14 protein-coding genes are annotated in these 13,262 nt (G+C 71.6%); 9 read left to right on the top strand and 5 right to left on the bottom strand.

The features are described 5' to 3' along the window. The first annotated feature begins 413 nt into the window (after positions 1–413). Both ACGFWJ_RS05210 and ACGFWJ_RS05205 read left to right on the top strand, forming a co-directional pair. Entirely contained in the window at positions 414–1,403 is a 990-nt protein-coding gene (locus tag ACGFWJ_RS05210) for a DUF3103 family protein (RefSeq protein ID WP_392945395.1), read from the top strand. 154 nt (positions 1,404–1,557) lie between these two features. Then, on the top strand, positions 1,558–2,511 hold the full coding sequence (locus ACGFWJ_RS05205; protein WP_392945393.1) for a helix-turn-helix domain-containing protein: 954 nt from the start codon (positions 1,558–1,560) through the stop codon (positions 2,509–2,511). Between the two features lie 67 nt (positions 2,512–2,578). On the opposite strand, the gene ACGFWJ_RS05200 is transcribed toward ACGFWJ_RS05205, so the two are convergent. Continuing rightward, positions 2,579–3,028 carry an SsgA family sporulation/cell division regulator gene (locus ACGFWJ_RS05200; RefSeq protein ID WP_392945391.1) on the bottom strand — a complete coding sequence of 150 codons (450 nt, stop codon included), beginning with the start codon at positions 3,026–3,028 and terminating at the stop codon, positions 2,579–2,581. A gap of 440 nt (positions 3,029–3,468) precedes the next feature. Here ACGFWJ_RS05200 and ACGFWJ_RS05195 point away from each other — a divergent pair, with 440 nt between their 5' ends. The 4 genes from ACGFWJ_RS05195 (at position 3,469) to ACGFWJ_RS05180 (ending at position 7,433) form a co-directional block, all read left to right on the top strand. Next, positions 3,469–4,728, top strand: a complete 1,260-nt coding sequence (locus tag ACGFWJ_RS05195) for a PucR family transcriptional regulator (protein WP_392945389.1) — start codon at positions 3,469–3,471, stop codon at positions 4,726–4,728. A 175-nt stretch (positions 4,729–4,903) separates the two neighbouring features. Then, positions 4,904–5,734: an alpha/beta fold hydrolase gene (locus ACGFWJ_RS05190; protein WP_392945387.1), complete on the top strand. Its 831-nt coding sequence runs from the start codon at positions 4,904–4,906 to the stop codon at positions 5,732–5,734. Positions 5,735–5,815: 81 nt separating this feature from the next. After that, complete coding sequence (locus ACGFWJ_RS05185; protein ID WP_392945384.1) at positions 5,816–6,655, top strand: helix-turn-helix domain-containing protein; 840 nt, start codon at positions 5,816–5,818, stop codon at positions 6,653–6,655. Between the two features lie 61 nt (positions 6,656–6,716). Beyond that, the gene (locus tag ACGFWJ_RS05180) at positions 6,717–7,433 is read left to right on the top strand and encodes an alpha/beta fold hydrolase (RefSeq protein WP_392945382.1); all 717 of its coding nucleotides are present in this window, start codon (positions 6,717–6,719) and stop codon (positions 7,431–7,433) included. Positions 7,434–7,512: 79 nt separating this feature from the next. Here ACGFWJ_RS05180 and ACGFWJ_RS05175 read toward each other — a convergent pair whose 3' ends face one another. Further along, positions 7,513–8,349, bottom strand: coding sequence for an alpha/beta fold hydrolase (locus ACGFWJ_RS05175; protein WP_387635963.1), 837 nt, complete (start codon positions 8,347–8,349; stop codon positions 7,513–7,515). Positions 8,350–8,603: 254 nt separating this feature from the next. Between ACGFWJ_RS05175 and ACGFWJ_RS05170 the strand changes: the two genes are divergently transcribed. Continuing rightward, positions 8,604–9,152: a Dps family protein gene (locus ACGFWJ_RS05170; RefSeq protein WP_387635960.1), complete on the top strand. Its 549-nt coding sequence runs from the start codon at positions 8,604–8,606 to the stop codon at positions 9,150–9,152. Between the two features lie 141 nt (positions 9,153–9,293). Here the strand turns inward: ACGFWJ_RS05170 and ACGFWJ_RS05165 are convergent, their stop codons facing one another. The 3 genes from ACGFWJ_RS05165 to ACGFWJ_RS05155 form a co-directional block, all read right to left on the bottom strand. Then, the gene (locus tag ACGFWJ_RS05165; RefSeq protein WP_392945379.1) at positions 9,294–10,001 is read right to left on the bottom strand and encodes a GPR1/FUN34/YaaH family transporter; all 708 of its coding nucleotides are present in this window, start codon (positions 9,999–10,001) and stop codon (positions 9,294–9,296) included. 107 nt (positions 10,002–10,108) lie between these two features. After that, positions 10,109–10,591, bottom strand: coding sequence for a DoxX family protein (locus tag ACGFWJ_RS05160; RefSeq protein ID WP_387859100.1), 483 nt, complete (start codon positions 10,589–10,591; stop codon positions 10,109–10,111). Positions 10,592–10,596: 5 nt separating this feature from the next. Further along, entirely contained in the window at positions 10,597–11,259 is a 663-nt protein-coding gene (locus ACGFWJ_RS05155) for a hydrolase (protein ID WP_392945377.1), read from the bottom strand. A gap of 300 nt (positions 11,260–11,559) precedes the next feature. Here ACGFWJ_RS05155 and ACGFWJ_RS05150 point away from each other — a divergent pair, with 300 nt between their 5' ends. Both ACGFWJ_RS05150 and ACGFWJ_RS05145 read left to right on the top strand, forming a co-directional pair. Continuing rightward, the gene (locus ACGFWJ_RS05150) at positions 11,560–12,651 is read left to right on the top strand and encodes an LLM class flavin-dependent oxidoreductase (RefSeq protein ID WP_387635950.1); all 1,092 of its coding nucleotides are present in this window, start codon (positions 11,560–11,562) and stop codon (positions 12,649–12,651) included. A 5-nt stretch (positions 12,652–12,656) separates the two neighbouring features. Then, positions 12,657–13,256: an FMN reductase gene (locus ACGFWJ_RS05145; RefSeq protein WP_392945480.1), complete on the top strand. Its 600-nt coding sequence runs from the start codon at positions 12,657–12,659 to the stop codon at positions 13,254–13,256. The last annotated feature ends 6 nt before the right edge of the window (positions 13,257–13,262 follow it).

Here is a 13,262-nt window from a genome sequence, read left to right as displayed (position 1 = left end):
GCGAAACGCAGGCGGGAGCGAGAAACCGGGGCGCGGGGGACGGCGTCGCCGACCGCTGGTGGGAGATTTTGAGCAGACACGGTCACGATTTGGGACAGACATTACGGACACTTCATGACCGGTCCGTACTGGACGGTCGCACGAGGTCTATTCGCGTAGACGCCTGATACCCCACCATGGTGCCGCTCCAGGAACCATCACGTCGGACCGACCCGGGTTCGGCGTCCATGGCTTGCCCGGGATCCCGGGCGGTCACCACAGGTGGAGGCTCCCCCATGTTCTCCCTGCACTCTGCACGGCGGTTCCGTGCGGTGTTGACCGGTCTGACGTTGACCGGTCTCGCCGTTACGGCAGCTCCGGGCCTGGCGTCCGCGGCCCCCGCCCCCCAGCGGCACGCGACGCGTGTTTCGGCCGTGGACGGCATCGAGGACGGTGCGGCGCGGTCGCTCGCGCTGTCGCTCGGTGACAAGGCCTGGCAGCGCCAGGTCTCCGGCGCGCTCGCCCAGGGCAAGGCGGTCGGTCTGCGTGGTCTCACCGCCGGGTCGGCGACGGCCGGTGCGAACGGGTTCGGTGCGCACATCGCGAAGGCGGACCGGCAGGTCGCGGACGCGAAGGGTCTCGGCGCGGAGGTCGGTCCGCTGCTTCAGGCGCGGCTGGTCGGTGCGGCCGTCGACGGGATGGAGCCGCTGGTGGCTTCCTCGCCGTCGGACGACAACGCCACCGTGGTGGTCGCGTACGACAGCGCCGGCAAGACGTACAACCTGGCGGCGGACCACGCCCCGGACCGTCCGGTGATCCTGGTGGACGTGGACACCGACAAGGCCACCGAGGCCGGGATGAAGGTGCTGCAGCAGGAGCTGGCCGCGGCCGGTCTGCAGGCGCCGGTGAGTGCGCCGGCCGCCGCGGCTGCCACCGGTTTCTGGACCACCCGGGTCACCGCCGTCACCGTCAAGGACGTGAAGGAGCCCTGGTTCAAGGGCGCCGCGGAGATCTTCGACCTGGTGACGGGCTTCGGCCTGGACGGCAAGGTGCGGGTCGACACCGTGACCATGCCGTACCTGGACGACGCGAACAAGACGTACTACCCGAACCAGATCCTGGTGAACTGGTCGCTGTACAAGTACAACCTGGCCGACGTCGTGATGATGGAGGACGACGGCAACACCAACTACTCCTCGCTGGCCAAGGCGCTGGCGGCGGTGCTGCTGACGATCACCGACCAGGGCGCGTACATCCCGCTGGTCAACGCGATCATCGACGCGATGCCGTCGTCCTGGTGGACCGACGACCCGGACTACGTCGAGTCCTGGTACACCCTGGCCACCACCACGACCGGTACCCGCACCGGTGCCTCGGGCAACGGGACGATGACCTTCGACCGGTACTGGGTGTCCGCACTCTGACCGGCCGACGGGTGTGAGCCGGGCGCCGGCGGGAGGCACTTCTCCCGTCGGCGCTCCGGCGTTGAAGGGCCCCGAATTGGGCCGGGGCGTCCGGAGATGGTGTGATTTCGGGGCCGGTTCCCGACGGGCCGGCGTCGAACGAGAGGAAGTTCCCGTGTCCGCCGAGCTCCCCACCGGGCCGCTGTCCGCCGCCGAGCACGCGGAGATGTGGCGCGCGGCGGTGGCCACCGCGTACGTGCCGATGGCCGTGGAGTTCCTGGAGGAGGAGCCGGCGCCGGGGACGATCTCCAGTCACCGGCTCGGCCCGATGCGGATCCTCCAGGTGCGGGCCGCGCCGCAGGCGGCGACCCGCACCCGGCGGATGATCGAGCGGGACGAGTCCGCCGCACTGATCCTGACCCTCCAGCAGAGCGGCACCGCGCTCAAGGAGCAGGACGGGCGGGAGACGCTGATCCGGCCCGGGTCGTTCTCGATCACCGACGCGTCCCGCACCTTCCGCAAGCGGATGGCCGAGGACTTCGTGTTCACGTCCTTCCACTTCCCGCGCGCCGCGCTCGACGTCGAGGAGCGGCATCTGCGCGCGCTGACCGCGACCGCGTTCGCCCCCGAGGGCAGCGCGGCCCTGGCGGCGACCTATCTGGCGGGGATGGCCCGCGAGGCGGCGACGCTGGACGAGGCGGTCGGGCGGCGGGCCGCGGCGACCGCGCTCGACCTGCTGTCGCTGGTGGTCGAGGACCGGTGCGGGCGCGAGCGGCCCCCGCAGGCGCATGCCGCCGCCTCGCTGGCGCGGATCAAGGACCACATCCTGCGCAACCTCGGGGACCCGGACCTGTCGCCGTCCGGCATCGCGGAGGCCAATCACGTGTCGGTGCGGTTCCTGCACAAGCTGTTCCAGCAGGAGGGGGCGACCGTCGGGGCGTGGATCCGGGCGCAGCGCCTGGAGCGGTGCGGCCGGGACCTGCGCCGGCCGATGGCCGAGCAGGCAGGTGTGGCGGGGATCGCCCGGCGCTGGGGTTTCGTCAACTCCAGTCATTTCAGCCGGGCGTTCCGGGCGACCTACGGGATGGCGCCGCGCGAGTGGCAGCTGCTCGGCCGGTCGGAGGGCTGACGGCCCCGGGCGACGGGCCCCGCGCGATGGGGCCGCGCGGTGCGGCCCGGGCATCGGGTTTGTGGGGTCAGCCGGTCAGGGTGTGCAGTTCGGTGTCCCAGTCGATCCGGGTGCCCTCGGTGCCGGGCGGGACGAGGGAGAAGGTGTCGCGGCGCAGCCAGCGGCGGATCTGGCGGGCCGGCAGGTCGAGCAGCACGCTGCCGTCGTCGCCCTGGAGCATGATCCGCAGTTCGGTGCGGCCGTGGCACGGGCAGGGCGGCCAGATGCGGACGTCGCCGAGGCCGGTGGGCTTCTGCAGACCTTCCCAGAGCAGGTCGCGGGAGAACTGCCAGACGCCCGCCTCGGAGGCCTGGCCGAGGAACTCCAGGGCGACGGCGTACGGGTCGTCGGCGCAGTAGCCGAGGCGGACGGGTACGGCGATGGACTGGTGCTCGCCGAGGACGATCTGGGCGTCGAGCGCGAGGTCGGTGCTGATGGCCTCCGGCTGCGGGTCGGACAGCGGGTGGGGGGCGGACATGAAGTTCTCCTGAATCCGGTGGGGACGGGCGGGGCCGTCCGGTGTGCGCGCGGTGAAGGTGCGGCCGGTCGGTGGCGTGGCGGCCGACGGCGGTGCGGTGCTCTCGCCCCGGTCCTGGGAGCTGCCGGCGGCCAGGGGGGGGAGGTGGAGCCTCCCGGCAGGTTACGCGGGCGCCGATCGGGCGGATGTTCCGGCGATGCACGGCGACGTGACGATCCGTGCACCGTTCGCCCGCCGCCGGGGCGGGGGCCGTCCGGTGCGGCGGGGTCGGGCGCGGTTGGGGGCTTTGGCCAACTTGTCTGATGCGCGGGGGAGTTCGGGTGATTGAGGCGGGTTTCGGGAGGGCGTCGCGGACCCGTCGGCGGGGCCGTTTTCGCGCTTTGTTGAACGTTTGGCTATCACGTTTCGCTTCTTGTATGAATGCGGCGGGAGGCTTGATCATGACGATGTTGATCCAGCGCGCTCGTCCTGGCGGCGAGGCGCTCCAGGCCCTGGTCGACGGGCTGGCCGAAGAACTCGGCCGTTCCGTCGTCCTGGACGACCCGCTGGTGCGGATGATCTGCACCAGCCGGCACTTCGGCGATGAGGACGGTGTGCGGGTGCGCACCCTGCTTCAGGGCATCGCGGACGACGAGGCCATCCGCTATGTGCTGTCGCAGGGCGTCGTCCAGTGGACCCGGCCGGGCGTGCTGCCCGCCCGGGACGACCTGGGGCTGCGGCCGCGCTACTGCGTACCGATCCGCGAACGCGGTTACCTGCTGGGCATCCTGATGGTGGTGATCACGGACGCCGCGCTGACCGGCGAACAGATCGCCGCCATCGACCGGACCGCCCGCGCGCTGGCCGCCGAGATGTACGCCCAGCGCCTGGCCTCGGACCTCGACGAGGAGGAGAGCCGCCAGCTGGTGTCCCGGCTGGTCGGCCACGACTCCGAGCAGCGCTGCGCTGCCCACCGGCGGCTGGTCGAGGACGGCCTGCTCCCGGAGGGGCCGCACACGGTGGTGACCACCGTGGCCGTCTCCCGGCAGCGTGACGCCCCCGGCCGGGTCGAGGTGGCGCTGTGCGCCGCCCTCGACCCGTTCCGCCGGACCAGGGCGGCGCTCGGGCTGCTCGCCGTCGAAGGCGACCGGGCGGTGCTGGTGCAGGTCTTCGAGCGCGAGCCGACCGAGGACGACCTGGATTTCCAATGCCGCACCGTGGCACGCTCGTTGAAGACCTTCCTGGAACCGGGCACGGCCGTCGTGATCGGCGTCGGCGGCCGTCGCGGCGCGCTCGCCGAGGCGTGGATCTCCCACGACCAGGCCCGGGTGGCGCTCCGCGCGGCCCGCCGGCTGCCCCGGCTGGAAGGCATCGCCGACTGGGAACGGCTCGGCGAGTACACCGTGCTGCTCCAGCTGCCCGAGGACGCGCTGAACAGTTCGCTGCTGCCGAAACCGCTGCGGAAACTCCTGGACGGCGGCGCCAACGCCAAGCTGGAGGAGACGCTGCGCTGCTTCCTGGAGAACGCCGGCTCGGTGCCCCGGACCGCGGAGACCCTGGAGGTCCACCGCACCTCGCTGTACTACCGCCTGCGGCAGATCCAGGAGATCACCGGCCTGGACCTGGACAACGGTGCGCACCGCCTGGTGCTGCACACGGGCCTGCGGCTGCTGGAACTGATCGGCAGCCGGACCGACCCGGCCGCTGCTACAGACCGATGACATGCCGGCCCTACAGAGGGAGAAAGGTTCGGCAGGCAATCCCTACATCGGTCGGTGGTCAGCGCCCTGCCACCCCGACCAGAATCGACATCACGAGCTGCCACCGGGCCCACACCTTCGGACCTGGACGTTTCCCGCATCCACAGCAGACCCGAACGGACCGGACACCGACACCATGAACGAAATGATCACCAAGGACGGAGTGCGCCTGAGCTACCGCGACAGCGGCGGCGACGGCGTCCCGCTGGTCATGCTCCATGGCTGGGGGCAGACCCAGGAGATGTTCCGTCACCAGCTCGCCGGACTGGCCCCGGGCCGGCGGGTGGTGACGGTGGACCTCCGCGGCCACGGCCGCTCGGAGAAGCCCCACCACGGCTACCGGATCGCCCGGCTGGCAAACGACGTCCGCGAACTGGCCGACCACCTCGGCCTGGACGCGTTCGACGCGCTGGGCTGGTCGATGGGCGCCTCGGTGTGGTGGAGCTTCGCCGACCAGTACGGCACCGGGCGGATCCGCCGCCTGGTGCTGGTCGACCAGCCCGCCGCCGTCGCCGCCGTGCCCTGGACGACGCCCGCCGAACAGCGCGAGTCCGGCGCCGTCTTCGACGTGGCCGGGCTGCTGGAACTGTGCGCCGCGCTGGCCGGGCCGGACGGCGCGCAGGTCCGCGAGGGCTTCGTCCGTTCGATGTTCAGCGGCGACACCGACCCCGGTGTGCTGGCCTTCGTCCTGGACGAGATCCGCGCCACCCCCGCCTACGCGGGCGTCCCGCTGCTGTTCGACAACTGCGCCCAGGACTGGCGCGACGTGCTCGGCCGGATCGACGTACCGGCACTGGTGCTCGGCTGCGAGGGCAGCCACGTCGACCCCGCCTCGCAGCGCTACATCGCCGAACGGATCCCCGGAGCGCGGCTGCACGTGTTCCCGAAGTCCGTGGCGAGCTCGCACTTCCCGTTCCTGGAGAACCCCGACGCGTTCAACGCCGTCGTGGAGAAGTTCCTCTCCTAGATCTGGCTCCTGTCCCAAGTAATTCGCACCACCGCCCACAACCGGTCGGAGACTCCCGTGATCCCCTCGGGTTCCTCACCCATGCCCGAAAACGACTGCTCGCTGCTCGACCAGGCGCTCTACGCCGGCGTCATCGACGTCCTCTCGCCGCCGCCCGGCGCCGATCCCCTGGACTGCCTGTACGTCGCCCTGCACGTGCAGGGCGCGGCCTCGCTGCGGCAGGGCGAACACTGCACCGTGCTCGCCCCCGGCGACCTGCTGATCGGCGCCACCCCGCACCCGGTGGGCCTGCTGCGCGACGCCGAGTGCCGGATGCTGCGGTTCCGCGTGCCGTGCTTCTACCTGGGCGTCCGGCAGGCCGACGTGCGGCGCACCGGCGGACTGCTGGCGCGCGGCGACGCGGGCGTCGGCGCGCTCGCCTCGCAGTTCCTGCACACCCTGGCCGGCCAGTCCCAGGCCCACCGGGCCCGGCCCGGCAACCACCTGGCGCGCAGCGTGTCCGACATCGTCGCCATCCTGGTGACCGAGCTGCTGGAGCGCGAGAGCGCCGAACAGGCGTCCGGCGCGGGCGAGATGCTCGCGCGGCTGCGCGAGCACATCGAGGAGAACCTCGCCGACCCGGACCTCTCGCCCGAGTCGATCGCCCGCTCGCAGCACATATCGGTGCGCTACCTGCACAAGCTCTTCCAGCAGGACGGCACGACGGTCGGCCAGTGGGTGCGGCACCGGCGCCTGGACGCCTGCCGCCGCGAACTGGAGCGCCCCGCGCGCCGCCAGACCAGCGTCTCCGCCGTCGCGCACCGCTGGGGCTTCGTCAGCCACTCGCACTTCTCCCGCGCGTTCCGCGAGACCTACGGCGTCTCGCCCCGCCAGTGGCAGGCCTACGCCGCCGCCCGCGCCGACGGCGTCCACCCCGCCTGACCGACCCACCCCCCGCGCCCGCAGTCCCGCCCGGCTGCGGGCAGCCTCCCGAAAGGCCGTTATGTCCGCCACCCGGCCCACCGTCGTGCTCGTCCACGACGGCTGCTCCGACGCCGCCACCTGGGTCGGCGTCGTCGCCGAACTCCACCGCCGCGGCCTGACCGTGTTCGCCGTCGCCAACCCGCTGCGCGGACTCGCCCACGACGCCGCCTACTTGGGCTCGCTGCTCGCGGGCGTCGACGGCCCCGTGGTGCTGGTCGGCCACGCCTACGGCGGGGCGGTGATCACCGAGGCCGGGGCGGCGCCCAATGTGGCCGCGCTGGTCTACATCGCCGCGTACCTGCCCGACGTGGGGGAGAGCTACGACGGCCTGGTGGCCCGCCACGCCCCCGGGCAGGGCCGGGCCCACCTGCTGCGCACCGCCGTCCACACGCCCGGCGCGGGGCCGGCCACCGAACTGACCGTGCCCCGGGAGTGCTACCGGTCGCTGGTCGCCGCCGACCTCGACCCGGAGCTGGCGCAGGCTCTCGCCGCGCTCCAACGCCCGGTCGCCGAGCGGGTGTTCAGCGACGCGCCGACCGTCGCGGCGTGGCGCGAGCTGCCCTCGTGGGCGCTGGTGACGGGCGCCGACCAGGCGCTGCCGCCGGAGGTGCAGCGCTTCACCGCCGAACGCGCCGGCGCCCGGGTGACGGAACTCGCCGAGGCCTCGCACGCCGTGGCCGTCTCCAGGCCGAGCGCGGTCGCCGAGCTCATCCACGAAGCGGCGCGCGGGATTTGACGCCGCGCCGGAAATGGTTCGCGCCCGGCATCCGCGGAGAGCGGATGCCGGGCGCGAGGCTGTCACGTCCGGTGCGGACTTACTTGGCCAGGAAGGCCAGCAGCGCGGAGTTGACCTCGGCGGCGTGGGTCCAGAGCAGGCCGTGCGGCGCGCCCTCGATCTCCACGTAGTCGGCGGTGGGCACCGCGCGGTGGAACGGGCGGGCGGTGTTCTCGATCGGCAGGATGCGGTCGCCGGTGCCGTGCAGGATCAGCGTCGGGACGTCGATCTTCGGCAGGTCGGCGCGGAAGTCGGTGTACCAGGTGGCCGGCGCGGCCGAGGCCGCGAACGCGCCACCGGAGGCGGCGGCGTTCCAGCTGTTGCGGACGGCCTCCTCGCTGATCCGGGAGCCGAGGTTCTCGTCCAGGTTGTAGAAGTTCTCGAAGAAGTCGGTGTAGTAGGCGTAGCGGTCGGCCTTCACCGCGGCGATGATGCCGTCGAAGAACTCCTTCGGGGCCGCGCCCTCCGGGTTGTCCTCGGTCAGCAGCAGGCACGGCTCGAGCGAGGCCAGGAAGGCGACCTTGGCGATCCGCTCGGTGCCGTAGGTCGACACGTAGCGGGCGACCTCGCCGGTGCCCATCGAGAAGCCGACCAGGACGGCGTCGCGCACGTCCAGGGTCTCCAGGACGGTGTTCAGGTCGGCCGCGAAGGTGTCGTAGTCGAAGCCGGTGGTGGTCTGCGAGGACTGGCCGAAGCCGCGGCGGTCGTAGGTGATGACCCGGTAGCCGGCGTCGAGCAGCGCGGCCTCCTGGAGCTCCCAGGAGTGGCCGTTGAGCGGGAAGCCGTGGATCAGGACGACCGTCTGGCCGGTGCCGTGGTCCTCGTAGTAGACCTCGATCGGGGTGGTGTTCTCCTGGCCAACGGTGATGAACGGCATGGCACTTCACTTTCGTTACGGGGCGGTCGGCCCGGCTGGCGGGCTGTTGACGAGTCACACGGTAGGAGCGGTGGGAGGCGGTCGATCGTCTGGGAGAGCACACGCGGTCGTCCCAGAGCGCCTTCCTGCTGACCCGCCGTCAACTGGTACCGCCCGTGCGCTCACCGGCTGCGGATCGTGCGCGGTCAGGACAGGACGGGGGTCCGGCTGTTCCTACGCTGGTGCCGCCCGACCCCGAGATCACCAGGAGCACCATGTCCAGCCAGCCCCGCCTGCACCAGAGCGGCCCCGCCGTCCAGGAGTTCGGCACCGTCACGCAGCTGCCGATCGCGCTGTCGCACGACGCCCGCCTGTACTCGGCGCAGCGCCTCAACCGCATCCTCGCGGACAGCCAGTTCCTGTACGGGCTGTACAAGAAGTACCACTGGGGCATGCGTGGCCCGACGGCCTACCAGCTGCACCTGCTGTTCGACAAGCACGCCCAGGAGCAGCTGGAGCTGATCGACGCGCTCGCCGAGCGGGTGCAGACCCTCGGTGGCGTCGCGGTCGGCGACCTGCGGCACGCCGCCGAGTTCACCAGCGTGCCCCGCCCGCCGGACGGCCTCGAGGACGTCCGCTCGATGCTCTCGCGGCTGCTGGACGCCCACGAGCGCGTCATCACCGACGCCCGGGACGCCGCCAACCGCACCGCCGAGCTCGGCGACGACGGCACCCAGGACCTGCTGGTGTCGCAGATCATCCGCGGCGGCGAGACCCAGGTGTGGTTCCTCGCGGAGCACCTGGTCGCCACGCCGGAGCTGTAGGCCCGGAGCTGTAGGCCGGAGCTGTAGGCACACACCAAAAGGGGCCGTCCTCGGACGGCCCCCTTTTTTTGGTGGCCTGTGCGTTCGGTGAGCAAGAGGGGCCGTCCGAGGACGGCCCCTCTTTGTTGCCCGTGCGGTCGGTCAGAGCGTGCGGCGGATGCCGGCCTGGCGCTCCAAGCCGTGCAGCTGATCGGCGAGTTCGGCGGTCATGGCGTGCTTGACGGGGCCGCTGCGGCCGATCGGCAGGACGTCGCGGCCGCGCAGTTCCTCCACCATCAGGGCGTACGCGGCGTACACCGCGACCAGCGCGAGCAGGACGCCGAGCACGCCGGCGATGTGGGTCAGCCACTCGAAGCCGGTGACGCCGCCCAGGCCGGCCACGAAGTAGCGCGGGGTGGCGACCAGCAGGACCGCCCACAGGGCCTTCTTCGGCCGGGCCACCGAGGCCATCAGGGCGGCGAACACGGTGAACGTCAGGTTCAGCACGCCCATCACGTGCCGGGCGCCGGGCGCGTCGAACGCGGTGACCAGGCCGAAGGACAGCCAGGCCCCGGCGAAGACGCCCATCAGGGTCGCCGCGATCACGTCCCGGGCGCCGAACGCCAGGATGGCGACCACCAGTTGGAGCAGGAAGGCGGAGAACACGGTGAGCGCCACGGCCTGCCGGTACGCGCCGTCGATCAGGCCGAGCTGCAGGCTGCTGGTGACCGCCGAGGCGATCGCCACGGCGAAGAATCCGAGCGGCATCGGCGAGGCGATCGGCCGCAGGTGGATCCGGGTCATGGTGTGCAGCTCCGGCCGGGGCGCGGTGTCCGCCTGCCGGTGCTCTTCCATCGTCGCTGCCGTCATCTGTTCTGTTCCTTGCCTTGGGGATGTGAGGAGTTGATGGTGTGCAGAAGGGCTCGGGCCCCTGGAGCGAGTGCGTCCAGGGGCCCGAGCCCTTCTGCGGTGCTGCCCTACTTGCGGTGCAGGACGAACCGGGTGACCAGACCGCCACCGACACCGGCGACCAGCGCCGGCGCGAGGCACCACAGGGGCCAGTCGGCCAGGCCGAGCGCGCCGTCCACCGACCACTGGCCGGGGCCGGTGGCGGTGAGTGCGGCGGCCGTGACGATCAGTACGAGCGGGAACTCGTACCCGTCGTGCTGGACCCACAGGCCGTGCGGCCACTTGACCGTCAGGGCGACGGTCATGACGCCCATGACGCCCGCGCCCGCGAGCGGAGTGAGAAGACCGACCGCGAGCATCAGCCCGGCGCCGATCTGGGTACCGCCGGCAGCCAGGGCGGTGAGCATCCCGCCCCGGAAGCCATCACCCCGGAATTCGGCGGTACCGCCCGCCAGTCCGCTGCCGCCCAGGTGGTAGCTGACCTTCTGGACGCCGTGCCCGGCGATCAGCAGGCCGACGACCAGGCGGAGCAGGAGGAGACCGGTGTTCATGGCGGTCAGCCCGCGGCGTGCGGGTTGATCATCGACTGGGCGTAGAAGACGCCGAGGCCGTAGGTGCCGCCGTGCTCCTTGACCAGGTCGGTGACGGCGACGTAGGTCTCCGAGCGGGCCCAGTCGCGCTGGAGCTCGAGCAGGACCTGCACCCAGGTGACGGGCACGGCGCCGGCGGCGGTCATCCGCTGCAGGGCGTGCTCGTGGGCCAGCGGGCTGACGCCACCGGAGGCGTCCGCCACGACGTAGACCTCGTAGCCCTGGCCCAGCGCGGAGAGCGCCGGCAGGACCAGGCAGACCTCGGTCCACAGACCCGACAGGATGATCTTCTTACGGCCGGTGGCCTTGACGGCCTCGACCAGGGCCTCGTCCTCCCACGCGTTCATCGTGGTGCGGTCGATGACTTCCTGGTCCGGGAAGACCGCCTTGAGCTGCGGCAGGATCGGGCCGGAGAAGGACTCGGCGGCGACGGTCGACAGGACCACCGGCACGTCGAAGATCTTCGCGGCCTTGGCCAGACCCACGGTCGAGTTGATGATCGAGGTGCGGTCGCCGGAACCGGTGCCGAAGAACATCTGCGGCTGGTGGTCGACGAACAGCATCATCGAGTTCTCGGGGGTGAGCAGGTCCGGGCTGGGGGCAGCCTTGACGTTGGCGAAGTCGACCATGATGGTTCCTTCTTCTTTGAAAATCGAGAGAATTGACGGAGCGTCAGACGCTCAGCCGGCACTCAACCGGTTTTGCCGGGGTGCCACGTCAACCAAGCTAATCCCCGGTCGGCGCCGGGTTCTGCCCGCTGCGCGCCCGGCGCTGTTCCGACAACGCACACCGTTCGTGGGCTGCAACTTCAGTGCACTTTGGGGCAATTGGTCATGCGCTGGAAAGGCGATCGGCCGCCCGTTCGGTGCCTACGGTCGAGGCGCGGCCCGATCCGGCCGTGCACAGCTTGTGAAAGGCGGTACCACCCCGTGCAGTTCGGGATATTCAGCGTCGGCGATGTGACGGTCGATCCGACCAACGGGCGGATGCCCACCGAAGGGGAGCGGATCAAGGCGATCCTGGCGATCGCGCTCAAGGCCGAAGAGGTCGGCCTCGACGTCTTCGCCACCGGCGAGCACCACAACCCGCCGTTCGTGCCGTCCTCGCCGACCACCATGCTCGGCTGGATCGCCGCGAAGACCGAGAAGCTGATCCTCTCCACCGCGACCACGCTGATCACCACCAACGACCCGGTGAAGATCGCCGAGGACTACGCGATGCTCCAGCACGTCGCGGACGGCCGCGTCGACCTGATGCTCGGCCGCGGCAACACCGGCCCGGTCTACCCGTGGTTCGGCCAGGACATCCGCCAGGGCATCGCGCTCGCCACCGAGAACTACGCGCTGCTGCGCCGCCTCTGGCGCGAGGACGTGGTCGACTGGGAGGGCCGCTTCCGCACCCCGCTGCAGGGCTTCACCGCCACCCCGCGCCCGCTCGACGGCACCGCGCCGTTCGTCTGGCACGGCTCGATCCGCAGCCCCGAGATTGCCGAGCAGGCGGCCTACTACGGCGACGGCTTCTTCCACAACAACATCTTCTGGCCGCAGGAACACACCCGCCGGATGATCCAGCTGTACCGCACCCGCTTCGCCCACCACGGCCACGGCACCCCCGAGCAGGCCATCGTCGGCCTCGGCGGCCAGGTCTTCATGCGGAAGAACTCGCAGGACGCGGTGCGCGAGTTCCGCCCCTACTTCGACAACGCCCCCGTCTACGGCCACGGCCCGTCGCTGGAGGAGTTCACCGAGGCCACCCCGCTGACCGTCGGCAGCCCGCAGCAGGTCATCGAGCGCACCCTCTCCTTCCGCGACGCGGTCGGCGACTACCAGCGCCAGCTGTTCCTGATGGACCACGCCGGCCTGCCGCTGAAGACCGTCCTCGAGCAGCTCGACATCCTCGGCGAAGAGGTCGTCCCCGTGCTGCGCAAGGAGTTCGCGAAGAACCGCCCCGCCGGCGTGCCGGACGCCCCCACCCACGCCTCGCTGGTCGCGGCCGGACAGCAGACCGAGGCCGCCAAGTGAGCACCGTGAACCTGGCCGTGGTCTCCGGCGGACTCAGCGTCCCCTCCTCCACCCGCCTGCTCGCCGACCGCCTCGCCGAGGCCACCACCGCCGCGCTCGCCGCGAGCGGACGCGAAGTCAACGTCCAGCTGCACGAGCTGCGACCGCTGGCCGGCCCGATCTCCAACCACCTGGTCACCGGCTGGCCGGCGCCCGCGCTCGGCACCGCGCTGGAGGAGGTGAGCAACGCCGACGCGCTGATCGCCGTCTCGCCGGTCTTCTCGGCGTCCTTCAGCGGCCTGTTCAAGTCCTTCTTCGACCTGCTCGACCCCGGCGCGCTGGCCGGAAAGCCGGTCCTGGTCGGCGCGACCGGCGGCACCGCCCGGCACTCGCTGGCCCTCGACCACGCGCTGCGCCCGCTGTTCGCCTACCAGCGCGCCCTGGTCGCCCCGACCGCCGTCTTCGCGGCCTCCGAGGACTGGGGCGGCACCGGCGACTCGCACACCGACACCCTGCCCAGCCGGATCGACCGCGCCGGGCAGGAACTCGCCGCACTGGTGACTCTCGGCGGCATTCGCCCCGCCGACGGCTCGAGCCCGACCGCCCCCGTCCTCGGCTTCCACTGACCGTCA

The organism is Kitasatospora sp. NPDC048407 (assembly GCF_043200475.1).
In the GTDB taxonomy this organism is placed as follows: domain Bacteria; phylum Actinomycetota; class Actinomycetes; order Streptomycetales; family Streptomycetaceae; genus Kitasatospora.
Note: the sequence above shows the minus strand (reverse complement) of the source record. Positions and strands in the feature narration are given on the sequence as shown.

What these genes read in the sequence shown, in the direction of transcription:
- ACGFWJ_RS05180 (WP_392945382.1), top strand. Translation starts at nt 6,717, where the DNA reads ATGTCCGCCACCCGGCCCACCGTCGTGCTCGTCCACGACGGCTGCTCC.
- ACGFWJ_RS05200 (WP_392945391.1), bottom strand. Translation starts at nt 3,028, where the DNA reads ATGTCCGCCCCCCACCCGCTGTCCGACCCGCAGCCGGAGGCCATCAGC.
- ACGFWJ_RS05165 (WP_392945379.1), bottom strand. Translation starts at nt 10,001, where the DNA reads ATGACGGCAGCGACGATGGAAGAGCACCGGCAGGCGGACACCGCGCCC.
- ACGFWJ_RS05190 (WP_392945387.1), top strand. Translation starts at nt 4,904, where the DNA reads ATGAACGAAATGATCACCAAGGACGGAGTGCGCCTGAGCTACCGCGAC.
- ACGFWJ_RS05155 (WP_392945377.1), bottom strand. Translation starts at nt 11,259, where the DNA reads ATGGTCGACTTCGCCAACGTCAAGGCTGCCCCCAGCCCGGACCTGCTC.
- ACGFWJ_RS05195 (WP_392945389.1), top strand. Translation starts at nt 3,469, where the DNA reads ATGACGATGTTGATCCAGCGCGCTCGTCCTGGCGGCGAGGCGCTCCAG.
- ACGFWJ_RS05170 (WP_387635960.1), top strand. Translation starts at nt 8,604, where the DNA reads ATGTCCAGCCAGCCCCGCCTGCACCAGAGCGGCCCCGCCGTCCAGGAG.
- ACGFWJ_RS05160 (WP_387859100.1), bottom strand. Translation starts at nt 10,591, where the DNA reads ATGAACACCGGTCTCCTCCTGCTCCGCCTGGTCGTCGGCCTGCTGATC.
- ACGFWJ_RS05175 (WP_387635963.1), bottom strand. Translation starts at nt 8,349, where the DNA reads ATGCCGTTCATCACCGTTGGCCAGGAGAACACCACCCCGATCGAGGTC.
- ACGFWJ_RS05185 (WP_392945384.1), top strand. Translation starts at nt 5,816, where the DNA reads ATGCCCGAAAACGACTGCTCGCTGCTCGACCAGGCGCTCTACGCCGGC.